This window comes from Celeribacter sp. (genome assembly GCF_048270365.1).
Classification (GTDB): domain Bacteria; phylum Pseudomonadota; class Alphaproteobacteria; order Rhodobacterales; family Rhodobacteraceae; genus Celeribacter.
In genome coordinates, this window is sequence record NZ_JBLWTA010000008.1 from 71,839 (window position 1) to 95,182 (window position 23,344).

At 59.9% G+C, this 23,344-nt stretch carries 22 protein-coding genes; 7 read left to right on the forward strand and 15 right to left on the reverse strand.

Annotated features, from left to right (window positions below):
- Positions 1–2: 2 nt before the first annotated feature.
- The 12 genes from ACN0X0_RS12315 to ACN0X0_RS12370 all read right to left on the reverse strand — a co-directional run bounded on the left by ACN0X0_RS12315 (position 3) and on the right by ACN0X0_RS12370 (position 9,762).
- Positions 3–500, reverse strand: a complete 498-nt coding sequence (locus tag ACN0X0_RS12315; protein WP_417279391.1) for a DUF3291 domain-containing protein — start codon at positions 498–500, stop codon at positions 3–5.
- Between the two features lie 9 nt (positions 501–509).
- The gene (nuoF, locus tag ACN0X0_RS12320) at positions 510–1,808 is read right to left on the reverse strand and encodes an NADH-quinone oxidoreductase subunit NuoF (protein ID WP_417279392.1); all 1,299 of its coding nucleotides are present in this window, start codon (positions 1,806–1,808) and stop codon (positions 510–512) included.
- A gap of 13 nt (positions 1,809–1,821) precedes the next feature.
- Positions 1,822–2,043, reverse strand: coding sequence for a DUF5337 domain-containing protein (locus ACN0X0_RS12325; protein ID WP_417262081.1), 222 nt, complete (start codon positions 2,041–2,043; stop codon positions 1,822–1,824).
- 11 nt (positions 2,044–2,054) lie between these two features.
- Positions 2,055–2,777 (reverse strand): helix-hairpin-helix domain-containing protein, encoded by a 723-nt coding sequence (locus ACN0X0_RS12330; RefSeq protein WP_417279393.1) that lies wholly within the window; start codon positions 2,775–2,777, stop codon positions 2,055–2,057.
- A 71-nt stretch (positions 2,778–2,848) separates the two neighbouring features.
- Positions 2,849–3,988: an NADH-quinone oxidoreductase subunit E gene (locus ACN0X0_RS12335; protein WP_417279394.1), complete on the reverse strand. Its 1,140-nt coding sequence runs from the start codon at positions 3,986–3,988 to the stop codon at positions 2,849–2,851.
- The gene (locus ACN0X0_RS12340; RefSeq protein WP_417279395.1) at positions 3,988–5,232 is read right to left on the reverse strand and encodes an NADH-quinone oxidoreductase subunit D; all 1,245 of its coding nucleotides are present in this window, start codon (positions 5,230–5,232) and stop codon (positions 3,988–3,990) included. The genes ACN0X0_RS12335 and ACN0X0_RS12340 overlap by 1 nt, the downstream gene beginning before the upstream one ends.
- On the reverse strand, positions 5,233–6,129 hold the full coding sequence (locus ACN0X0_RS12345) for a sulfotransferase (RefSeq protein WP_417279396.1): 897 nt from the start codon (positions 6,127–6,129) through the stop codon (positions 5,233–5,235). It lies immediately after the preceding gene.
- A 1-nt stretch (position 6,130) separates the two neighbouring features.
- On the reverse strand, positions 6,131–6,730 hold the full coding sequence (locus tag ACN0X0_RS12350; RefSeq protein ID WP_417279397.1) for an NADH-quinone oxidoreductase subunit C: 600 nt from the start codon (positions 6,728–6,730) through the stop codon (positions 6,131–6,133).
- 12 nt (positions 6,731–6,742) lie between these two features.
- On the reverse strand, positions 6,743–7,276 hold the full coding sequence (locus ACN0X0_RS12355) for a NuoB/complex I 20 kDa subunit family protein (RefSeq protein WP_167602075.1): 534 nt from the start codon (positions 7,274–7,276) through the stop codon (positions 6,743–6,745).
- Complete coding sequence (locus tag ACN0X0_RS12360) at positions 7,267–7,632, reverse strand: NADH-quinone oxidoreductase subunit A (RefSeq protein ID WP_417262087.1); 366 nt, start codon at positions 7,630–7,632, stop codon at positions 7,267–7,269. The genes ACN0X0_RS12355 and ACN0X0_RS12360 overlap by 10 nt, the downstream gene beginning before the upstream one ends.
- 271 nt (positions 7,633–7,903) lie before the next feature.
- Positions 7,904–9,100: a DegT/DnrJ/EryC1/StrS family aminotransferase gene (locus ACN0X0_RS12365; protein WP_417279398.1), complete on the reverse strand. Its 1,197-nt coding sequence runs from the start codon at positions 9,098–9,100 to the stop codon at positions 7,904–7,906.
- A complete protein-coding gene (locus ACN0X0_RS12370) occupies positions 9,097–9,762 on the reverse strand; it encodes an HAD-IA family hydrolase (protein ID WP_417279399.1) in 666 nt (221 codons plus the stop codon). The genes ACN0X0_RS12365 and ACN0X0_RS12370 overlap by 4 nt, the downstream gene beginning before the upstream one ends.
- Positions 9,763–9,934: 172 nt before the next feature.
- Between ACN0X0_RS12370 and glmU the strand changes: the two genes are divergently transcribed.
- Both glmU and glmS read left to right on the forward strand, forming a co-directional pair.
- The gene (gene glmU, locus ACN0X0_RS12375; RefSeq protein WP_417279400.1) at positions 9,935–11,287 is read left to right on the forward strand and encodes a bifunctional UDP-N-acetylglucosamine diphosphorylase/glucosamine-1-phosphate N-acetyltransferase GlmU; all 1,353 of its coding nucleotides are present in this window, start codon (positions 9,935–9,937) and stop codon (positions 11,285–11,287) included.
- Position 11,288: 1 nt separating this feature from the next.
- Positions 11,289–13,112: a glutamine--fructose-6-phosphate transaminase (isomerizing) gene (glmS, locus tag ACN0X0_RS12380; protein ID WP_417279401.1), complete on the forward strand. Its 1,824-nt coding sequence runs from the start codon at positions 11,289–11,291 to the stop codon at positions 13,110–13,112.
- A gap of 67 nt (positions 13,113–13,179) precedes the next feature.
- Here the strand turns inward: glmS and ACN0X0_RS12385 are convergent, their stop codons facing one another.
- Positions 13,180–13,968 carry a hypothetical protein gene (locus ACN0X0_RS12385; protein WP_417279402.1) on the reverse strand — a complete coding sequence of 263 codons (789 nt, stop codon included), beginning with the start codon at positions 13,966–13,968 and terminating at the stop codon, positions 13,180–13,182.
- 63 nt (positions 13,969–14,031) lie between these two features.
- Between ACN0X0_RS12385 and ACN0X0_RS12390 the strand changes: the two genes are divergently transcribed.
- Positions 14,032–14,682 carry a DNA alkylation repair protein gene (locus tag ACN0X0_RS12390; protein ID WP_417279403.1) on the forward strand — a complete coding sequence of 217 codons (651 nt, stop codon included), beginning with the start codon at positions 14,032–14,034 and terminating at the stop codon, positions 14,680–14,682.
- Positions 14,683–14,723: 41 nt separating this feature from the next.
- Positions 14,724–15,749, forward strand: coding sequence for a GTP 3',8-cyclase MoaA (moaA, locus tag ACN0X0_RS12395; protein ID WP_417279404.1), 1,026 nt, complete (start codon positions 14,724–14,726; stop codon positions 15,747–15,749).
- A gap of 165 nt (positions 15,750–15,914) precedes the next feature.
- Here moaA and ACN0X0_RS12400 read toward each other — a convergent pair whose 3' ends face one another.
- Positions 15,915–17,078: a M20 aminoacylase family protein gene (locus tag ACN0X0_RS12400; protein WP_417279405.1), complete on the reverse strand. Its 1,164-nt coding sequence runs from the start codon at positions 17,076–17,078 to the stop codon at positions 15,915–15,917.
- Positions 17,079–17,117: 39 nt separating this feature from the next.
- Complete coding sequence (locus ACN0X0_RS12405; protein ID WP_417279406.1) at positions 17,118–18,998, reverse strand: ABC transporter ATP-binding protein; 1,881 nt, start codon at positions 18,996–18,998, stop codon at positions 17,118–17,120.
- A gap of 454 nt (positions 18,999–19,452) precedes the next feature.
- On the opposite strand from ACN0X0_RS12405, the gene ACN0X0_RS12410 reads away from it, so the two are divergent.
- From ACN0X0_RS12410 to ACN0X0_RS12420, 3 genes are all read left to right on the forward strand, one after another.
- A complete protein-coding gene (locus tag ACN0X0_RS12410) occupies positions 19,453–21,168 on the forward strand; it encodes a peptide ABC transporter substrate-binding protein (protein ID WP_417262097.1) in 1,716 nt (571 codons plus the stop codon).
- Between the two features lie 64 nt (positions 21,169–21,232).
- The gene (locus tag ACN0X0_RS12415; RefSeq protein WP_321362775.1) at positions 21,233–22,240 is read left to right on the forward strand and encodes an ABC transporter permease; all 1,008 of its coding nucleotides are present in this window, start codon (positions 21,233–21,235) and stop codon (positions 22,238–22,240) included.
- A 12-nt stretch (positions 22,241–22,252) separates the two neighbouring features.
- Entirely contained in the window at positions 22,253–23,167 is a 915-nt protein-coding gene (locus tag ACN0X0_RS12420; protein WP_417279407.1) for an ABC transporter permease, read from the forward strand.
- Positions 23,168–23,344 lie beyond the last annotated feature (177 nt).

A 23,344-nucleotide genomic window follows, 5' to 3' on the forward strand; every position in this document is an offset into this window, starting at 1 on the left:
GACTACTCCGCAGCAATGGCCCGACAGCTTTTCTCACGGAAAAGCCGGGCCTCTTTGATGTACGACCAGCCAAAGGCCTGATCGCTGTCCCCATGTTTTTGTTTGTAGGCAAGGCGTTCAAGCGCCTCGTCCAATGTGGGCTTATGCCCGGGCTCCACGTACCACATCACGAAATGCTGGTCGGCCATCAGTTCGAACCATTCATCGCGGCGGTCGTAGAATTTCTTGTGCACCGTGTTGAAAACGAAATGCTCAAGGCTTTCAACGTCTTCCCACACGGTGAGATTGGCGACGAATTTCGGATCGTCACCGATGTTGTTTTCGGTATTGCCTGTTCCCGGCTCGCCCGAGCCCTCGGACATCCAGACAAACCCCGGCATGCGTTTGCCCATGCCGTTGATGCGGTCCAAAGCCCCCATGAACTCGGCCACGCGCGGGTCCCCCGGTTCGGCCACAAGCCGCCCGATGTTGAGCTCCGCGATATGTTTGGTCGAGGTCATGAGATCAGATCACTCCGCCGCAAACGCCGCAGAGACGCGACCGGTTTTCTTGATTTTAATGCGCTCTTCGATGTCGTCGCGGAAGTGACGGATGAGACCCTGGATCGGCCAGGCAGCGGCGTCACCAAGTGCACAGATGGTGTGGCCTTCGACCTGTTTGGTCACATCGAGCAACATGTCGATCTCTTCGATCTCCGCATCGCCCGTCACCAGACGGTCCATCACGCGCATCATCCAGCCGGTGCCTTCACGGCACGGCGTACATTGGCCGCAGCTTTCGTGCTTGAAGAAGGCCGACAGACGCCACACGGCTTTGACCACATCGACGGAATTGTCCATCACGATCATACAGCCGGTGCCGAAGGAGGACTTGTTCTCGCGCATCCAGTCGAAGTCGAAAATCGCATCTTCCAGCGCCTCTTTCGGCAGCACCGGACAGGACGCGCCCCCCGGAATGATCGCTTTCAGATTGTCCCAGCCGCCGCGAATGCCGCCGCCGTGTTTCTCGATGATCTCGCGCACGGACATCGACATTTCTTCCTCGAACACGCAGGGCGTGTTGACGTGGCCGGTGAGCGCCATGAGCTTGGTGCCCGCGTTGTTCGGACGCCCGAAGGAGGCGAACCACTCGGCACCGCGCCGCAGGATCGTCGGCACGACGGCGATGGATTCGACGTTATTCACCGTGGTCGGGCAGCCATAGAGACCCGCCCCCGCCGGGAACGGCGGTTTCATCCGGGGCATGCCCTTTTTGCCTTCAAGAGACTCGATGAGCGCGGTTTCCTCGCCACAGATATAGGCCCCTGCCCCGTGGTGCAGGTAGATGTCGAAATCATAGCCGGATTTGCAGGCGTTGCGGCCAATGAGACCGGCGTCATATGCTTCGTCGATCGCGGCCTGAAGCGCTTCTTTTTCGCGGATATATTCGCCACGAATGTAGATATAGGCGGCCACCGCGTTCATTGCGAAACCGGCGATCAACGCCCCTTCGACCAGCGTATGCGGGTCGTGGCGCATGATTTCGCGGTCTTTACAGGTCGCGGGCTCGGATTCGTCGGCGTTGATCACCAGGTACGCCGGGCGACCGTCGCTTTCCTTCGGCATGAAGGACCATTTGAGACCTGTCGGGAAGCCCGCGCCGCCACGACCACGCAGACCGGAGGCCTTCATCTGGTCGATGATCCAGTCGCGTCCATTGGCGAGAATGCCCGCCGTGCCATCCCAATGCCCGCGCTTTTGGGCGCCCGCAAGGCTACGGTCATGCATGCCGTAGAGGTTGGTAAAGATCCGATCCTGATCCTTGAGCATCGCTCTTGTCCCTTCAGTCTTTCCGGCGCGTGTCACGCCAAATCTGATACATCACCACAAACGACCAGACGAACCCGGCCAAAGCGGCAAGATCGAGGAGAAACGCGTAGCGCGTCGGCAATCCGAGTTTCCCACCCAACCATTGAGCCCCCAACCAGACCAACATCGTGACGGCGATCACGACGGCGACCATGCGCGCCTTTTTCGCCAAATGCTGGTCCTTGTCAGGCACCATTTCCTTACTCCTCAATAAACGTCGCCATCCTTGACGCGTTTCGAGAATTCCGTGTCCCCGCCCGTGGCGAGGATTTTGGCCTGTTCGGCCCATTTCGTCAGCTGCGCCGCCGAGGTGCCTTTGAGGGCGGCGCCCAAGGTCTCGATCTCGTCAGCGCTCAGTGCGGCGACCTGCGCGAAGGTTGTGATCCCCCGCTCGTGCAGCTGCACTTCGATTTTCGGCCCCACGCCTTTGATCGACTTCAGATCATCGGGCTCTGCCGCGACCGCGGCGTCCGGGACAGACGCAAAGGCAACCGGGGCTGCCTCCGTTTTTTCTTCGACCTCTGCGACCGGTTCCGCGACCGTCTCAACCGGCTCTTCGACCGGATCGGCCTCCGGCGTCGCCGCCGCAGCCGCCGAGCGCACCTCGCGGGTGTCCGCTACGTGCGGTTCCACCGCGATCTCATCGGCGGCCGACACCGGCTCATCGCCGATGCCCGAAGTTGCCATCAGGCCAGAGGCGCTGACATCGGCTTCCGGGTGGCCGACGTTGGTCTCAGGGGCCTCCGTCGTGTCCTCATACCAACCGATCCACAGCAGGATCGCGACCAAAAGCGCCACGAGGATGCCGACGATCACCGAAGCGCCCGTCGAGTAGCCCGCGATCCACATCAGTGCCAAAAAGGCGATCACACCGCAAATCGCGGCGATCAATCCGATTTTAGGCGTTTTAGCCTGCTGTGCGTCCGTCATGTGGTACTCCTGAACTGTCCCTGTTGGTCACTCATTCGGGCCGTTTTTTTTGGCCTCTCGAGCTTTTCGTCTCAGTATTTCGCACGTTTAGAAAATTCGGTCTCGCCGCCTTCGGCGAGGATTTTAGCTTGGTCTATCCAGCCATCGCGTTCGATCCGGCCTTTGAATTTCAAGCGGCTGTCGACCCAAGCGATCTCTTCCGCCGTCCATTTCGCGACCTGATCGTAGTGCCAGAAGCCAAGCTCGTTGAGCGTCTGCTCCAGCTTCGGTCCCACGCCTTTCAGCTTTTTCAGATCATCGGCGCCCGCTTTGCGCGGCGCTTTCATGGTGCGCGGTTTCTTCTCCGCGACCACGCCCGCAACCGGAGCAGCCTCGGCTTTCGGAGCCGCAGGTTTCGCCTCTGCCTTGCCTGCTGCTTTCTTTTCCGCCGCCTGTTGCACAGCGGATTTCGGCGTCGGCGCCGGTTTCGGCACGGATTTGCCCGCGCCACCATGCCCCGCGCCTTTGGAAATCCAAGGCGTCAAAAGCGGCACTTCGGTGCCGTCGATGCGTTTCAAACCGTCGCCAATGTCGACCGCACGCTGCACGGACCCATTATACTGCGCGCCCGTGCCTTTGTACTCGGCCAGAACCACCGGACCACCAGCGGGCTCGGAGGAATAGCGCCCCTGTTGCGAGCCCGGCACCGGCACGTTGCCAGCAGCCATATCGTCCAGAAGCTTGGAGAAATTCTCAGCAGTCAGATCTTCGTAATAGTCCTTGCCGATCTGGGCCATCGGTGCGTTGGCGCAGGCGCCAAGGCATTCGACCTCTTCCCAGGAGAACTTGCCATCCGCCGACAGCATATGCGGCTTCGGCGCGATTTTCTCTTTGCAAACCGAAATGATGTCGCCCGAGCCGCAGATCATGCAGGTCGTGGTGCCGCAAACCTGAATATGCGCAACAGTTCCAACAGGTTGCAGTTGGAACATAAAGTAGAAGGTCGCGACCTCAAGCACGCGAATATCGGCCATGCCCAGCATGTCAGCGATATACTCGATGGCCGGTTTGGTGAGCCAGCCCTCTTGCTCTTGTGCGCGCCACAACAGCGGGATCACCGCCGATTGCTGACGCCCTTCGGGATATTTCGCGATCTGCCCCTCCGCCCAAGCGAGGTTCGCGGGCGTAAATTCAAAAGAGGCGGGTTGTTCAGAATAAAGACGGCGCAGCATTAGCGGTCGACCTCCCCGAAAACGATGTCCATGGTGGCGATGAGGGCGGAAACGTCGGCCAGCTGGTGACCTTTCGCCATGTGATCCATCGCCTGCAAGTGAAGGAAGCCCGGCGCGCGCAGTTTCGCGCGGTAGGGTTTGTTCGAGCCGTCCGAATTGAGGTAAACGCCGAATTCGCCTTTCGGCGCTTCGACGGCAGCGTAGACCTCGCCCTCGGGCAGTTTGAAGCCTTCGGTGTAGAGTTTGAAGTGGTGGATAAGCGCCTCCATCGAGGTCTTCATATCCTTACGCTTCGGCGGTGTGAGTTTGCCACGGGCCAGAATATCGCCCTGATTTTTCGGCTCACGCAGCTTGGCCACACATTGTTTGATGATTTTCGTCGCCTCGGTCATCTCCTGCATCCGCACCATGTAGCGGTCGTAGCAGTCGCCATTGGTGCCGACGGGGATCTGGAAATCGAACTCGTCGTAGCACTCATAGGGCTGGCTGCGCCGCAGGTCCCAGGCCATGCCGGAGCCGCGCACCATCACGCCGGAAAAGCCCCAGTCGAGCGCTTCTTGTTCGGTGATCAGACCGATGTCGACGGTCCGCTGTTTGAAAATGCGGTTGTCGGAGATCAGGTAGTGAATGTCGTCCAAAACCTTCGGGAAGGCATCGGCCCAAGCCTCGATATCGTCGATCAGCTCCGGCGGCAGGTCCTGATGGACGCCACCCGGGCGGAAATAGGCAGAGTGCAGACGGGCACCGCAGGCGCGCTCGTAGAAGATCATGAGCTTTTCACGCTCTTCAAAGCCCCAAAGCGGCGGCGTCAAAGCGCCCACGTCCATCGCGCCGGTGGTGACGTTCAGAAGGTGGTTCAGCACACGGCCGATCTCGGAATAAAGCACGCGAATGAGCGACGCGCGGCGCGGAATCTCGACACCGGCCAGACGTTCGATCGCCAGACACCAGGCATGTTCCTGGTTCATCGGCGCCACGTAGTCGAGGCGGTCGAGATACGGCAGGTTCTGCAGATAGGTGCGGTTTTCCATCAGCTTTTCGGTGCCGCGGTGCAACAGCCCGATATGCGGGTCGGCCCGTTCCACGATCTCGCCATCGAGTTCCAGAACCATCCGCAACACACCGTGGGCCGCAGGGTGCTGGGGCCCGAAGTTGATGTTGAAATTCCGGATCTTCTGTTCGCCGCTGCCCGCGTCCTGAGACCCATCATCATAGGTGTTTTGCCGGATGTCGCCGTCCATCATTCAGATCCTCGCCATATTCGCTTGCCACCGCGCGGGCAGCTCGCCAAAGGTCTTTTCCACATAGGCATATTGCGGGGCCAGAAAGCGCGCCGCCTCATGCCGTTGCTTGTCACTCAGTTGCAGTTTCACGCCCTCATGAGCGTGCGGTTCTCGGTCCACGGGTTTATCCGCGATCCCCAGAAAGGCGCAGAGCGTCTTGAGCCCCTTGCCCGTCAAAAGATCCTCGGTGAAGCCCACCAAAAGCTTGTCTTCGGGCACCGCGCGTTTGAGCTTTTCCACGATGCCTTGATAATCGCCTCGCGGCGCAATGTGTTTTTCCAGCTCGCGGTTAACCACGCGGTTCATGATCCGCTTGGCCTTCACCGCAACCTCTTCGCCGGGGCGGCGCTGGCGCGAGGCCTGCATCCGCACATGCGACCAAAGCCGGTCCACCGGATCGCGCATCATGAAGACGAACCGCACGTCCGGCGCCATATGGGCCATGTCGCGCAGCCGCTCCTCGGAGAGCAACCCGTAGCCCGGCGTGATGTCGCCCGCGAGTTTTTTGTCGCCGATCCCGTCCAGAAGGTAGAAGAGATAGTCAGAGACCCCCTCCTCGCCCAGCTCCAGAATGCGCACCATCTCGTCCACGTCGTCGATCTGGCGTTGCAGGTTCTCGGTCTTCCACTTGTTCGCGTTCTTCTTTGCGATGTCCTGCCGCTGGATCAAATCCGCGCGCAGACGCGAAAAGACGTCGAACTGAAATTCGTAATCGTTGTTCTCAACGGTGTCGAAATAGTGGATTTCCTTGATCGAGCGCAGGTGGCAATCCGGGTGATCGTGCAAATAGCGATAAAGCGAGCTGGTGCCCGCTTTGGTCGCGCCAACGCAGATCATGATGGCCGGATCGCCGCTCACATCAGGCCCCCTTCTCGTCGCCGGGAAGGATGTATTTCGCGCCTTCCCACGGGGAAAGGTTGTCGAATTGGCGGTATTCCTGCACGAGGCTCACCGGCTCATAGACGACGCGTTTCAGCTCTTCGTCATAGCGCACTTCGGTGTAGCCCGTCGCCGGGAAATCCTTGCGCAGCGGATAGCCACGGAAACCGTAATCCGTCAACAGACGCCGCAGGTCCGGGTGACCGGAGAAGATGATCCCGAACATGTCGAACACTTCACGCTCGAACCAGCCCGCAGAGGGGTGGACCGAGATGATTGACGGGATGGTTTCCTCTTCGCGCACAGGGGCGACGACGCGGATACGCTGGTTCTGGTACATCGACAGGAAGTGATAGACCACATCGAACCGCTGATCGCGGCTCGGGTGATCGACCGCCGTGATGTCCACCAGCGAGGAGAATTTACAGGTGCTGTCGGTCTTCAGAAACTCGACGAAATCGACGATGCCTGCGGAGGTGACCGTGACGGTCAGCTCGCCGTAAGCCACCTCGGTTTTCAGCACATCATTCGGACGCTTGATCTCGATATGCGCAGCAAGTTCTTGGAGGGCTTCGCTCATCTCATGCTCTCCTTAGCGGGCAATCGTGCCGGTGCGGCGGATTTTGCGTTGCAGCTGCAGAATGCCGTACATCAGCGCCTCTGCGGTCGGCGGGCAGCCGGGGACATAGACGTCCACGGGCACGATGCGATCGCACCCACGCACCACCGAATAGCTGTAGTGATAATAGCCGCCGCCATTGGCACAGGACCCCATGGAGATCACGTAACGCGGCTCCGGCATCTGGTCGTAAACCTTACGAAGCGCCGGTGCCATTTTGTTGGTCAGCGTGCCCGCAACGATCATCAGGTCGGACTGACGCGGAGAGGCGCGCGGGGCGGTGCCGTAACGCTCAAGGTCATAACGCGGCATCGAGGTGTGCATCATCTCGACGGCGCAGCAGGCGAGACCAAAGGTCATCCAGTGCAGCGACCCGGTGCGCGCCCAGTTGATGATGTCTTCCGTGGACGTCAGCAAAAAGCCCTTGTCCTGCAGTTCCTTGTTGAGAACCTGCGTGGAATGTTCCTTGTCCACACCTGCGGTGTTGGCTCCGGTCGTCACGCCCATTCCAGCGCCCCTTTCTTCCATTCATAGGCAAAGCCCACGGTCAGCACAGCGAGGAACACCATCATCGACCAAAAGCCCACGATCCCGACGTCCTTGAACGCAACGGCCCAGGGGAAGAGGAAAGCGATTTCGAGATCGAAAATGATGAACAGGATCGACACGAGGTAGAACCGCACGTCGAATTTCATCCGCGCGTCGTCGAATGCGTTGAACCCGCATTCATAGGCCGACACTTTTTCAGGGTCGGGATTGCGCACGGCGAGGATGAGGGCTGCGAAGATGAACACGAGGCCCAGCGCAATGGCGAGGCCGAGGAAAATGACGATGGGGAGATATTCCCGAAGCAAGTCTTCCACGAGCGGCTCCTTGATAGGCGCGCTTCTTCGCGGGACGGGCTGTCGGGCGATCGCAGGCGCGCTGCTTTGCTAGCTTGTCGTGGTTTAGCCCTCTGCGACACTATGGTCAACCAACGCCAGCGTGAGAAAGCCCCATGTTTCAAGGGGGCTGCGAAGTTTTTTCACCTGTGACGCATGTTTTCTAAGCCGCACCGCGGCAAATATTTCCATGCCGCGATTCGAAAGCTTATTCCGACAAAAAAACTAGGAAAATGGCGCCTTCCTTACAGGATCAGTGCGCCAAACGCGTCACCTCGTCCCGGATAATCCGCGCCAACATCGCACAATCCTCAAGGCTAAAGGTCAGCGGCAGGCGCATATCCATGATCGCGCGCAGCACCCGGTCGCTGTCGGGCAGGCTTTGCGGCTCGGCATAGCGCCAGCTTTCATAGCGCGAGGTAAAGGCCGTGGGCTCCGGCGCACCGAACCATTTCAGCTCGACCCCACGTTTGAGACAGGCGGCGACCAGCGCTTCGATCTTGGCGTCCGGCCAATCCATCAGCAGGAATTGAAACGACGAGCCGACGTAATGTTCTTGCTGCGGTCGGTCGATGAGCGTGACACCGGGCGTGTCCCGCAGCCCCGCCTCGACCACACGATAGCGCGCGTTCCACTTCTCGACCTGAGCCTCCAGACTTCGCAGCTGTACCCGCAGGATCGCGGCCCTGAGATGGTCCATCCGGCCAGAAACATTCGGCGTGTTATATTTGACCTTTTCGAACACTTCAGGCGCCGGACCAGCAAGGTGCTTGCCGTATAACATGTACGATCCCGACAACATGATCGCCCGCGCCGCGATCTCGTCATCATCAGTGATCAGGAACCCGCCTTCGCCCGAATTGATGTGTTTGTAGGTCTGCGTCGAGTAGCAGCCGATGACGCCATGCCGCCCCGAGGGCACCCCGTCCCAATGCGCGCCCATGGTATGCGCGCAATCCTCAATGACCGCGACTCCTGCGCCGTTACAGATGTACATCAACGCATCCATATCGACGATATGCCCGCGCATATGCGATAGCATCAGGACCTTGGCGCCCGTCTCCGCAATTTTCACCTGAAGATCATCGAGGTCGATCACCAGCCCCTCGGTCACACCGACAAACACTGGCTTAGCGCCCACGCTCGCAATCGCGCCGGGCACGGGTGCAAGCGTAAAGGCGTTGGTCAAGACCGGCGCATCAGGCTGGACTTCCAGCGCACGTAGGGCGCAGCCCAGAGCATAGCCGCCCGAGGCCACCGCCAGACAGTATTTGGCGCCCGTATAGGCGGCAAATTCCTGTTCAAGCAGGGCCACCTCCCCCGCCTCCCCCGGCCCAGTGTTATAGCGGTGCAATCGCCCGGAGCGCATGACCGCCACGGCGGCCTCAATGGCCTCTTCGGGGATCGGCTCTTGTTGGGTGAAATTGCCTTTAAAGACCTCGTCGCTCATCCGATCAACTCCCGTGTCAGACGACCCAAGTCATTGTAATGCGTGAGCAACGCTTCCGGCTCCAACCGTTTCACCCCATCGCCATCGGGTCCGAAAGTCACTAAGACACAGGGCACCCCCGCCGCCTTCGCGGTGGACCGATCCGTCTCCGTGTCGCCGACGAGGAAAGACTGCGAGAGCACCCCGCCCGCCTCCTCAACCGCCGCCAGATAAGGTTTCGGATCGGGTTTTGACACCCCCACGGTCTTGGCGCCAATCATCGACCCGAACAGATCGCGCACGCCCAGACGCGTGAGCAGCCGGTCCGCCAGATCCTCTGGCTTGTTGGTGCAAACCCCCACCGCATAGCCGCCGCTGCGCAGCGCCTCAATGGCCTCCTCCGCGCCCTCGTAGAGCCGCGTGTGGGTGTCGATGTCTTCGGCATAGGCCTCCAGCAACACCGGATATTGCGCCATCACATCGTCGTCGGAGAACCCCGGTTTCACGCGAGAAAACCCAAGCGTCAGCATCGCCCGCCCGCCGCGAAAGGCCGTATGCGCATCGGCTTGCGCGTCCAACACATCACCGTAGCCCAAGCCCCGAAAACAGGCATTGGCCGCCGCGATCAAATCGGCGGAGGTGTCCGCAAGCGTGCCATCGAGATCGAAAATCACTGTGCGCATGTACTGGTCCTTTTTCGACAACGACGGGTCTGTTTTGGGCAAACTCCCGCTGAACGATGTAATCTGACGTCAGAATAAGTGAAGCCCCCCGGCCCTGTGGGACCTTGCGGTGCTGCGTGTCATGGGTAAAACGGCAAACAGATAAAGAAAAGAGCAGATCGGGACGAACACCATGGCAACAGCCCTCATTCTTTTGGCCGCCGGCCAAGGCACGCGGATGAATTCCGACCTGCCCAAGGTCCTGCACCCGATCGGCAACGCGCCGATGTTTGCCCATGCGCTGGCCTCGGGCGCGGCCTTGGAACCTGAGCGCACGGTTCTGGTCGTGGGTCACGGTGGTGATCAGGTGGCGGCAGAGGCCGCAAAGATCGACGAAGAGATCGTCATCGCCCGCCAAGAAGAGCAACTCGGCACGGCACATGCGGTGTTGCAGGCGAAAGCGGCACTTGAGGGCTTCGAAGGCGACGCCATCGTGCTTTATGGCGACACGCCATTCATTTCCGAAGACACGATCCTACGCATGGCGGAGGCCCGCAAGTCCGCCGACGTGGTCGTGCTTGGGTTTGAGGCCAAAGACCCGGCGCGTTACGGGCGTTTGGTGATGGAGGGCGACAAGCTCACCCGCATCGTGGAATTCAAAGACGCAACAGAGGCCGAACGCGCGATCACCTTCTGCAACTCTGGTTTGGTGGCCGCTGACGCCTCCGTGCTCTTCGATCTGCTGGAACAGATCGGGAATGACAATGCGGCGGGGGAATATTACCTGCCAGACATCGTTGAAATTGCCTGGAAAACCGGACGTACGGCGACCGCTGTCGCCTGTGACGAATCCGAGACTTTGGGCGTGAATACCCGTGTGGAACTGGCCCGTGCCGAAGGCATTTTCCAGACCATGAAACGTGCGGAAGCCCTTGAAAATGGCGTCACACTGATGGCGCCTGAAACCGTGTTCTTCTCGCTCGACACCTATATCGGCCGCGACACGGTGGTGGAGCCGAACGTGATCTTTGGCCCCGGTGTGACCGTGGAATCCCTGACCCGCCTGCGTGCGTTTTCGCATTTCGAGGGCTGCCATGTCTCGATGGGCTCGACCGTTGGTCCCTTTGCCCGCCTGCGCCCCGGCGCGGAGCTGGCGAACAACGCGCATATTGGCAATTTCGTCGAGGTGAAAAACGCCCAGATCGGCGAAGGCACCAAGGTGAACCACCTGACCTACATTGGCGATGCCGACATCGGCGACGGCACGAATGTGGGCGCAGGCACGATCACCTGTAACTATGACGGCGTGTTCAAACATCGCACCATCGTGGGCCGCAATGCGTTCATCGGGTCGAACACCATGCTGGTCGCGCCGGTCACCGTGGGCGATGAGGCCATGACCGCCAGCGGATCGGTGATCACCTCCGACATCGAACCGGGGGCTTTGGCGATTGCGCGGGCCAAACAGGTGAACAAACCGATGCTCGCGGTGCGAATGTTCGAAAAGTTAAAGTCTTTGAAGGCTAAAAAGCAAAAAGGGCAGTAAAATGTGCGGTATTGTAGGGGTTTTGGGAAATCACGAAGCGGCGCCGATCCTTGTCGAGGCGCTCAAACGGCTGGAATATCGCGGCTATGACAGCGCCGGGATCGCCACCGTGTCGAACGGCAAGCTGGACCGGCGTCGTGCGGTCGGCAAGCTGGTGAACCTGTCCGATTTGTTGGTGCATGAGCCGCTCGCGGGCAAATCAGGCATCGGTCACACCCGCTGGGCCACCCATGGCGCGCCCTCCGTGGTGAACGCCCACCCGCACAAGGCCGGTCCTGTGGCTGTGGTCCACAACGGCATCATCGAGAATTTCCGCGAGCTGCGCGAAGAGCTTGGCCAAAAGGGCTATGACTTCGTGACCCAGACGGACACGGAAACCGTTGTCCTTTTGTGCCAAAGCTTCATGGACGCAGGCAAAGCGCCGGTGGAGGCCGCGATGGCGACCATCGACACGCTCGAAGGCGCTTTTGCGCTCTGTTTCCTGTTCGACGGCGAGGAGGACCTTTTGGTCGCCGCACGCAAAGGCTCACCGCTGGCCATCGGTCACGGCAAGGGCGAAATGTTCGTGGGCTCCGACGCCATCGCTTTGGCGCCGATGACCGATCAGGTCACCTATCTCGACGAAGGCGACCGGGCGGTGATCACCCGCGAGAGCCTTGAGATTTTCGACGAGACCGGCGCACAGGTGCAACGTGCGCGGCGCACCATCGCCTTGAACGCCGCCCGCATTGAAAAAGCCGGGCACAAACACTTCATGGCGAAAGAAATCGCCGAACAGCCGACGGTGATTTCCGAAGCACTCGCCTATTATCTCAACGCCGATGACACCGGCATCGTGCTGCCCGATCCAGGGATAGATTTCGGGGCCTTCGACCGGATCATCATGGTCGCCTGCGGCACGGCCTATTACGCCTGTTACACGGCGAAATACTGGCTCGAACAGGTGGCGCGCATTCCGGTCGAAATCGACGTGGCGTCTGAGTTCCGCTACCGCGAACCGCCGGTCGCCCCCCGGACGCTGGCAATTTTCGTGAGCCAATCGGGCGAGACCGCCGACACTTTGGCCGCGCTGCGATACATGTCCGGCAAGGCCGACAAGATCGTCTCCGTCGTCAACGTCGCGGAAAGCTCCATCGCGCGCGAAAGCGACATCGCCCTGCCGATCCTGGCGGGTGTCGAGGTCGGCGTGGCCTCGACCAAGGCCTTCTCCTGCCAACTCACGGTGCTGGCCCTTTTGGCTTTGGAGGCCGCACATCAACGCGGTCAGATCGACGATGCGACGCTGGCTCAACGCCTCGCTGAGCTGCGCACGCTGCCGGGACTTTTGACCCGGGCGCTCGATCTCGACGACCGTCTCAACGCCGTCTCCAACGAGCTGTCCGAAGCCACCGATGTGCTTTTCCTAGGCCGTGGCCCGATGTATCCCTTGGCCCTTGAGGGTGCATTAAAACTCAAGGAAATCAGCTATATCCACGCCGAAGGTTACGCATCCGGCGAGTTGAAACACGGCCCCATCGCTCTGATCGACAGCCACACGCCCGTGATCGTCTTCGCGCCGCATGACGCGCTGTTCGACAAGACCGTGTCGAACATGCAAGAGGTCATGGCACGCGGCGGCAAGGTGCTTTTGGTGTCGGACAAAAAGGGCCTCGACGTGGCCTCCGACGGGGTCTGGCAAGCGGTTCAAATGCCCGAGGTGCCGGATTTCTTCGCGCCCCTGCTCTACGCCATCCCCGCGCAGCTCATCGCCTATCACACGGCGGTCGCAAAAGGCACGGATGTGGACCAGCCGCGCAATCTGGCGAAATCGGTGACGGTCGAATAACGCTTAAAAAGAAACCGCCCCAAATGCGGGGCGGCTTCGACGTGGATTTCTGGCCCGGGGAAAAGCCTCAGACCCCGAGTTTGGATTTCGCGTAATTCAGCATCTCCGGCGTCACATCATCCGCCGTGATCGGCGCATTGCCGGTGGCATTCTGAGCCGCCACAATCGCGTCGACCAGCGCCTCATCTGAAATCGCGCCTTCTGCATCAGCCACATCTTGCGCCGCCGCATCGAGAACGGCTTTGTCCGCCAAAGCCTGTTCGTAATCCGCCTGCGCCTGCTCTACGGCGGCCAGTTGATCGAGATAATCCTGATAGCCGGGCTCGCCTTCCGCAACAGGATTTGCAGCAAGATCGGCACTCATTTGTTCAATCTCAGAGCCCCAGCTCGCCGGATCGGACGACAGACCAAGCGCTGCCGCGGCGGCCGCGAGATCGGCATAGCTGTCCCCATAGGCCGAATTGGCCGCATTCAGAGCATCCTCGGCGTTCTCATACTCGGCCACAGCGTTGAGATACTCCTTGATCGGCGCCATTTTCGGGTCTGAGGAATTCATGATGCCATTCGGGTTGCGCCCCAATGAATTCAGAGACTTGAGTGCGGAGGCCAACGGTTTACCACCCGGGTTCCCCGCATTCCCGGCATTCCCATGGCTGCCGCTCGTCGACTGTCCCCGGTTGCCGGAATTGCCGCGCTCTCCCGAATTTCCATGCCCTCCGGAGTTCCCGGAATTGCCACCATTCGCATTCTCACTGCGCGCCTCTGCGGTATTCAAGCCCGCGAAATCGGCCGTCACAATCGGCATCGCATAGGCAAAAGCGGAGGCGGTCAACAACAGTTTGATAAGGTTTTTCATTGTCCCTTTGGCTCTCTTGTGGTTTTGGCTGATCAAGCGATACCTCATCAAAAGGGCAAAAAGATGTCGATCACTCCCGAAACGGTTCTGGAAACCCTGCGGCGCTCCGCCGACGTAGAAAAGGCGTCTGCGCTCAGTGACCGCGCTGGCCGTTCGGAGGCTCTGGGGGTTCCGCCCCAAGTGCTGGAGAATTTTGCGCGCGCATGGCGTCAGGACGTGAGCTTTCCCGAACGTCTCGATCTGGCGCGCGCGCTTTGGGCCGAGCCGGTGTTCGAAGCCCGTCTCATGGCCGCGAAACTTCTGACGCAAGCGCGCATTGCCGACGATGCCGCCATCTGGGATCAGATTTGCAGCTGGATTTCCGAGGCCGAAACCTGGGCCGAACTGGATGCGCTTGCGGGCGCTGGTGCGCGTCGCATTGCTGTCGATCTGTCGCGCATGGCTGTGGTGCATGATCTCGCCAAATCCGAACGCGCGCTGGACCGTCGTGCGGCTTTGGGACTGTCTCTGCCCTTGGCGAAACTCGCACATCCGACAGAGGATGAGGTGAGCGCCATAGACGATGTGCTTTATTGGCTAACCTATGCGCTTCAGGATGCGGACAAAGACGTCTCGCGCATGGCCGACAGCTGGCTCAAGAGCCTCGGCAAACATGATCGCAAACGCGCAGGCATGGTGCGGCGCGTGGTTCAATCTCGCACAAAATCCGACTAAATAACTTGGCATCTGAACTGCGGCGCCCTAGATTGAGCGCCATGTCAAACGTCGCGCCAAACGCACCCCGCCTCATCGACCCTTTCGCCCGTCCGATCACCTACCTGCGTGTGTCGGTGACGGATCGCTGTGATTTTCGCTGCGTCTATTGCATGGCGGAAAACATGACATTCCTGCCGAAAAAGGAATTGCTAACGCTCGAAGAGTTGGACCGGATGTGTTCGACCTTCATTGGTCTCGGCGTCGAGAAACTGCGGATCACCGGCGGCGAACCCTTGGTGCGGCGCGGGATCATGACCTTCTTCGACGCCATGTCACGGCATCTCGACAGCGGCGCTTTGCGTGAACTGACCCTGACGACGAACGGCTCGCAATTGGAACGCTTTGCCAGCGACCTCTATGCGACGGGCGTGCGCCGGATCAACGTCTCGCTCGACACACTGGATGCGGCGAAATTCCAACGCGTGACCCGTTGGGGCCGCCTCGATCAGGTGCTGCGCGGGATCGAGGCCGCGCGGAAGGCAGGGCTTCGGGTCAAGGTCAACACGGTCGCGCTCAAAGGTTTCAACGAAGACGAATTGTTCACGCTGATCGACTGGTGCGCCCGCGAGGATATGGACCAGACCTTTATCGAGGTCATGCCGATGGGCGACATCGGCAACGAGGACCGCGTCGGGCAGTATTGGTCGCTCAAGGACATGCGCGCCACTTTGGCGGAGCGTTTTACCCTCACCGACCTGCCCGAGAGCACAGGCGGGCCAGCGCGCTATGTGCGTCTTGAAGAAACCGGGCAAAAGATCGGCTTTATCACGCCGCTCTCGCATGAGTTCTGCGAAAGCTGCAACCGCGTGCGGATGACCTGCACCGGCGAACTATTCATGTGTCTCGGTCAAGAGGACAAAGCCTCGCTGCGTGATGTCCTGCGCGCACATCCGGACGACGAAGCCCCCCTGATCCGTGCCATCGAAGCCGCCATTTTGCGCAAACCCGAAGGCCATGATTTCGACTATTCGCGGCAAAAGCCCGACGGTCAGGTCTCCCGGCATATGTCGCACACTGGCGGATAAGCGGGGTCGGGGGCGCTGCCCCCTCGCCTCGCAGGGCTCCGCCCGTTCGCGCCTGAAATGCTCCCCCAGAGCATTTCCAAGACGGCACTCACCCCCGGGATATTTTCAGACAAAAGAAAAGCGCCCCCAATTGGAGGCGCCCTCTCTTCACTGCAGCCTAAATACTCACGCCGCAGGCAGACGGCTTTCCACCATTTCGGCGTACCACGAACAGCCCGCCGGCAGGGCCTCGTCGTTGAACATATATTTCGGGTGGTGCACCGGCGCGCCCGGGCCGTTGCCGACGATGATATAGGCACCGGGGCGTTCCTCTAACATGTAAGCGAAATCTTCGCCGCCCATCACCAGCGGGTATTCCTCGCAACCGCCCGACACTTTGGTGGCCGCCTCGATGGCGTATTCGGTTTCCTGATCGTGGTTCACCATGACCGGGTAGCCGAGGTGATAATCCACAACGATTTCCGCGCCGTAGGTGGCGCCAACGCCCGCGCAAATCTCTTTCACGCGCTCTTCGGCCTGGGTCCGCACTTCGGCGTCAAGCGTCCGCACTGTGCCTTTCAACAGCACCTGCGCGGGCAACACGTTATGCGCCTTGGACGAGGATTCGACCGTACAGACCGAGACCACCACCTGTTTCGTCGGGTCGACATTGCGCGACGCGATGGTCTGAAGCGCCAGGATCAGATGCGCCGCCGTCACGGTGCTGTCGACCGTTTCATGCGGCTTCGCGGCGTGGCCGCCCTTGCCTTTCACGTAGATTTCGAACTCGTCAGCGGCGGCAAAGAACGGGCCGGGACGGATCGCGAAGGTCCCCGTCGGTAGGTTCGGCCAATTGTGCATGCCGTAGACCTCGTCGATGCCAAAGCGCTCCATCAGCCCTTCTTCGCACATCACACGACCACCGCCGCCGCCCTCTTCGGCGGGTTGGAAAATCACCACGGCGGTGCCGTCGAAATTGCGGGTCTCACAGAGGTATTTAGCCGCCCCCAAAAGCATCGCGGTGTGACCGTCATGGCCGCAGGCATGCATCACGCCCGGGTTTTTCGAGGCAAACTCCGAGCCGGTTTCTTCCAGAATCGGCAGAGCATCCATATCGGCCCGAAGCCCGATGGTGCGGCCTTTGCTATCCGATTTGCCTTTGATCACGCCGACAACACCGGTCTTGGCCATGCCTTCGACCACCTCGTCACAGCCAAACTCGCGCAGCAGGTCCGCGACCTTTTTCGAGGTGCGCGGCAGTTCGAACATCAGCTCGGGGTTTTCGTGGATGTCGCGTCGCCATGCGGTGATTTCCGGCAACAATTCGGCAAGGCGGTTCTTGATGGGCATTTCAGTCTCTTTTCTGGTCAGTACGGAACGCGGTGGCGTTCAATATGCAAAGCCCTCGATGGGCTCCAATACGAAGTGGTCTTTCGCCACTTCGCGGTAGGTGGATTTGGCGGGCGTGTGATCCGCCGGAAAAATCGGGGACGGGATCGGTTTGAACGACAGGTTCGAACTGATTTTTTTATTGCGCGGATCGGCGATCGGCACGGCGGTCATCAGCGATTTGGTGTAGTCGTGCTGCGGGTTCTCAAAAACGGCCTGACGCGGGCCGATCTCGACGATCCGGCCCAGATACATCACCGCCGTGTGGTGGCTGACGCGTTCGACCACGGCCATGTCGTGGCTGATAAAGAGCATCGCAATGCCAAGCTCGGCCTGAAGCTCCATCAACAGATTCACCACCTGCGCTTGCACCGACACATCGAGCGCAGACACGGCTTCATCCGCGATCACCAATTTCGGGTTGATCGACAGCGCGCGGGCGATGGCAATCCGCTGGCGCTGGCCGCCCGAAAGCTCATGCGGGTAGCGTTTCATGAAAGAGCGCGGCAGTTCGACCCGGTCGAACAGGTTGGCGACGCGGTCGGTGATCTCGGAACCATGCGCAAGGCCATAGTTGCGCAGCGGTTCGGCGACCTGATCAATCAGGCGCACCTGCGGATTGAGGGACGCAAACGGGTCCTGAAAGATCATCTGCATGTCTTGGCGCAACCGGCGCAGATTGCGCGGGTTTTGGTCGAGAACCTCTTTGCCTTCCAAAAGGATAGAGCCTGCTTGCGGCTCCACAAGGCGCAGCACAGAGCGCCCGCAGGTCGATTTCCCACAGCCGCTCTCGCCCACCAGAGACAGGGTTTCGCCGGGCTTGATCGAGAAAGACACATCCTCGACGGCATGAACATTGGCGACCGTCTTGCGCAACAGCCCCGCCTTGACCGGAAAACGCGTAACGAGGTTTTTGACTTCAAGAACCGGCGCAGTGCCTTCGGGCGCATAGGGCACAGGTTTGATCTCGCCCTGCGGCACACCGATCAGACGCATCGGTTCGGGCGCGGGCTTGCCGGTCATCTCGCCAAGTTTCGGCACGGCGGCCAAAAGCGCCTTGGTGTAATCCTCTTTCGGATGTTCGAAAATCTCTTCGACACGGCCCTCTTCGACGACATCGCCGCGGAACATCACCAAAACGCGGTCGGCCATTTGCGCCACCACCGCCATGTCATGGGTGATGAACAGCACGGCGGTGCCATGTTCGCGTTTCAACCGGTCAATAAGCGCCAGAATCTCGGCTTGAATTGTCACATCGAGCGCCGTGGTCGGTTCGTCACAGATCAAGAGTTTCGGCTCACAGGCCATCGCCATGGCGATCATCACACGCTGACGCATACCGCCGGACAGCTCGTGCGGATATTGGCTCAAACGGCGTTCGGGTTCGGGAATGCGCACGTCTTTCATCAACGCGATGGCGCGGGCCCGGGCCTGATCTTTGCTCATGCCCTTATGAACCCGCAGCCCTTCGCAAAGCTGGCGTTCGATGGTGAACACCGGGTTCAGCGAGGTCATCGGCTCCTGAAAGATCATGCCGATCTCATTGCCACGAAGCGCCCGCATCTTTTCCGGGTTCATCGCCGTCAGGTCGATGATCTGGTCCTCTTTGCGCAGCTTGATGTCGCCCTCAGCGATGCGCCCACCGCCGAATTCGATGAGCCGCATGATCGCCAGCGAGGACACGGATTTGCCCGACCCCGATTCTCCGACCACGCAAAGCGTCTCCCCCGGCGCGATGGTGAAGGACACATCCTTGACGCCCACAACCGTCCCGCCACGGGTCGGAAATTCGACCCTGAGATGCGAAACGTCGATCAGGGCACGGGTTTCGGGCGTGTCTCTCGGCGTCTCTGGCGGCGTATCGGGAGTGGTATCGAGCATGGATCGCCTTTCGGGTCTTGGTGGATTGAGATAGGTCCTCGCGCGGCTCAAAGCGACAAGAGCCGTCCTCATGGAGCTGTCATGAGGACCTTTCCCTCGACGCTATGCCTGCCGCGCTGACACTGTCAAATCGGTTTGTCTGAAATACGAGCATTCGCTGAAACCGCATGCAAGGATAACGTAACGATATGGGCGGTCTGCCGATTTTCTCAGAGAAACCGCCTTGCTTCGCCTAAGTTTTTATCATTCGATAAATTTATAGCCGCGCAACCCGGCGAGTCGTCTTGCCCTCAGCAAGACCACCCGCACAGGTTGCGTCAGGTTCGATAAAGAGGAATGAGTTACAACACGTCCGGCGGGAAATCTTAAAATGTGCGGTTCACGCACTGGTCCAGTCTCTGAATCACGTTCAGTCCGTGGCCCGATGCCGGTTCAACAAGGAGAGGTTGTTATAATGAAACTCAAGACTGCCCTGATGGGCACAGTTCTGGGCACAGTCGCCACATTGTCGATGGCGCCCGCCGCCTTCGCGGAACGCGGCGCCGACGGCCATGTGAACATCATCTATTACCAAGCCCCGTCGACGATGAACCCCTATCTGTCGGGCGGCACCAAAGAGCTTGAATCCGCGTCTCTCGTACTGGAACCGCTGGCGCGCTACGACGAAACCGGCGCGATTGTGCCGTTTCTGGCCGAATCCGTGCCCACCGTCGAAAACGGTGGCGTGAGCGAAGATCTGACCACGATCACGTGGAAACTCAAAGAAGGCCTCAAGTGGTCCGACGGCTCCGATCTGACGTCCGAAGATGTGAAATTCACTTGGGAATATTGCACCTCCGAGGGCGGCGGCTGTTCCCAGTCCGAGAAATACAATGACGTTGTCTCCGTCGAGACCCCGGATGCCTTGACGGTTATTGTCACCTTCGGCGTGCCGAAACCCTTCCCCTACGGTCCCTTCGTGGGCGCGCAGGCCCCGATCGTGCAAAAAGCCCAATTCGCAAATTGCACCGGCGAAGCCATGGCCTCCTGTACCGATCAAAACTTTGCCCCCATCGGCACCGGCCCGTTTGTCGTGGATGAGTTCAAGACCAACGACGTGGTCTCCCTCTCCGCCAACCCGAACTACCGCGATCCGGCCAAACCGGCCTTTGCCACCGCCACGCTGAAAGGCGGCGGTGATGCGCAATCTGCGGCCCGTTCCGTGCTTGAGACCGGCGAATTCGATTACGCCTGGAACACCCAGGTGGCACCTGACCTGCTCGAAGCCATGCTCGCCAAGGGCCAAGGCCAGCTTGTCAGCGCCTATGGCACGCTCGTCGAGCGGATTATGGTCAACTTGACCGACCCGAACCCCGCTTTGGGCGACGAACGCGCCACCGCCGCGCATCCGCACCCCTTCCTCTCCGACATCGCGGTGCGCAAAGCGCTTTCCATGGCCATCGACCGCGCGCTTTTGACCGAGATTGGCTATGGCGATGCAGGTCGCCCGACCTGTAACGTATTGCCGGCGCCGGAAATTTACAAATCCACCGCCAACGACGCCTGTCTGACGCAGGACATCGAAGGCGCAAAAGCCGTGCTCGAAGAGGCCGGTTGGGTGGACAGCGATGGCGATGGCATCCGCGAGAAAGACGGCGTGAAACTGTCTTTGCTGTTCCAATCCTCGACCAACGCGATCCGTCAGGATTTCCAAGCGATCATCAAACAGTGGTGGGAAGAAATCGGTGTTGAAACCGAGTTGCGCAACATCGACGCCTCGGTGTTCTTCGGCGGCGATGCGGGTTCGCCCGACACCTTCCAAAAGTTCTACGCGGACGTGGAAATGTACGCCAACAACTTCGACGGCACCGACCCCGAAGCCTATATGGCCAACTGGGAATGCGTTCAGGCGCCGCGCCCGGAAACCCAATGGCAGGGCAACAACATGCCGCGTTTCTGCGCCGAAGAGTATGACGCGCTTGTGGCCGAAATGGCCGAAACCGGTGACATCAACGAGCGTGCGGAATTGGCGAAATCCATGAACGACATGCTGATGCAGGAATATGTCATCATCCCGCTCGTCGACCGTGGCCGCCTGTCGGCACACGCCAATTCTCTGGGCGGTGTCATCCTGAACACCTGGGATTCCGAACTCTGGAATGCGGCCGATTGGTATCGCATCAAAGAGTGATCTCTTGTGGGGCGTCCCGAAAGGGGCGCCCGCTTCAATGACATAAGACCGCAAGGCAGCCTTCATGCTTCATTTCACGATCCGTCGTCTGGTTCTCGCCGTGCCGACGCTACTGTTCATCTCATTGGTGATCTTCCTGCTGCTCGATCTGGCCCCCGGCGATCCGATGGCCTCAATCCCGCTCACCGTGCCGCCCGAGGTGAAAGAGAAAATGCGCGAGGCTCTGGGCCTTGGCGAACCCGTCCACATCCGGTTTCTGAACTGGCTTTACCAGTTCTTCGTGGTCGAACCTCAGGTCGCCTTTGACCATATCTTCGGCACCAATTTTGCCGAGGGGAAACAACGGATTATCTCCTTCCAATCCCGTTCCCCGGTGATGTCCGTCGTCGCCGAACGCATGCCGCAGACGCTTTGGGTCGTGGGCCTGTCCTACATCTTCGCGACGCTGATCGCCGTGCCGATCGGCATCATCTCCGCCTATCGTCAGTACAGCTGGTTCGACCAGCTCGGCACCTTTGTCTCGATGGTCGGGTTTTCGATCCCGACCTTCTTTTCGGGTGTGCTTTTGATCGTCGTCTTCTCCGTGACCCTCGGTTGGTTCCCGTCGATCTACGACACCACGCATAGGATCACCGATTGGCCCTCGTTCTGGTTCCAAGTGCGTCAGATGGCGATGCCGGTATTCGTTTTGACGCTCTATAACGCGGCCCAAGTCAGCCGCTTCATGCGCGCCTCCATGCTCGACAATCTCAATCAGGATTACGTCCGCACCGCGCGGGCCAAGGGCCTGTCCGAGCGCGTCGTCGTCCTCATGCATGTGCTGCGCAACTCGATGATCCCGGTGGTGACCGTCATCGCGCTTGGCGTGCCGAACATCTTTGGCGGCGCCATCATCACAGAGCAGGTGTTCCAAGTGAACGGTCTCGGCCAGATGCTGATCACTGCGATCTACGCCTCTGACGCGCCGATGGTGCAGACGCTGACGTTCATCTTCGCGGTGCTCATCGTGCTCTTCAACCTCATTGCGGACATCATCTACGGCATGCTCGATCCGCGCATCCGTTATGATTAAGGGAGGCCAACCATGACCGACACAACCACCCTCCCCGTCCATGAGGAAAAGCCCCGCAACCAATGGTGGGACGTTTGGGATCAGTTCAAAACCCACAAAGGGGCCATGGCCGGGCTGATTTTCTTCGTCTTCATCGTGCTGGCCGTCTATCTCGGCCCGTTCCTTTGGACCATCGACCCGAGCCATATCGACATCCGCGCCCGCAACCAAGGCCCGTCTCTGGCGCATCCTTTCGGCGCCGACCAGTTGGGCCGCGACGTGCTTGCCCGCATGTTGCAAGGCGGGCAGGTCTCGATCTCCGTCGGTCTCACCGCCATGTTCCTGTCTCTCGTGCTCGGCACTTTTGTTGGCGTCTTGGCAGGCTATTGGAAGAAACTCGATGGCCTCTTGATGCGCTTCACCGACCTGTTTCTGGCCCTGCCGCTTTTGCCGCTTTTGCTCGTGATCATCATGCTGTTTCGCGACCCTTTGCGGTCGGTCTTTGGCCTTGAGACCGGGATTTTCATCCTGATCGTCTTTGTCATCGGCATCACCAGTTGGATGCAGACCGCCCGGATCGTGCGCGGCGATGTTTTGGCCTTGAAAGAACGCGAATATGTGCTGGCCGCCCGCTCCATCGGCACGCCGTCGGACCGGATCGTCTCGCGCCATATCCTGCCGAACATCATGTCGCCGATCATGGTCTCGGCCACTTTGGGCATCGCCAATGCGATCATTACAGAGTCCGCGCTGTCGTTTCTGGGCCTCGGCTTTCCGCCGGATTACCCGACCTGGGGCCGCCTGCTCTACGATTCGAAGGATTTCATCCAGCAGTACCCCGAACGCGTGATCTGGCCCGGTCTGGCGATCTCCTTGACCGTTTTAGCCGTGAATTATATCGGCGACGGGCTGCGCGATGCGCTTGATCCGCGTATTCGCGGGCGGTGAGCCAGAAACGCCGCCCCAGCCAAATAAAAACAAAAAGCGCGCCGCTCCCCCGGCGCGTTTTTCTTTAATTCCGTGGCGAGGCATAGGTTCCGAACGCGCGTTTCGCACAAATGTGTGGATCGGAACATTTTCCCAAACCCACGGGCGCGGCCGCACCTTCACAAGATTGCATCGCAT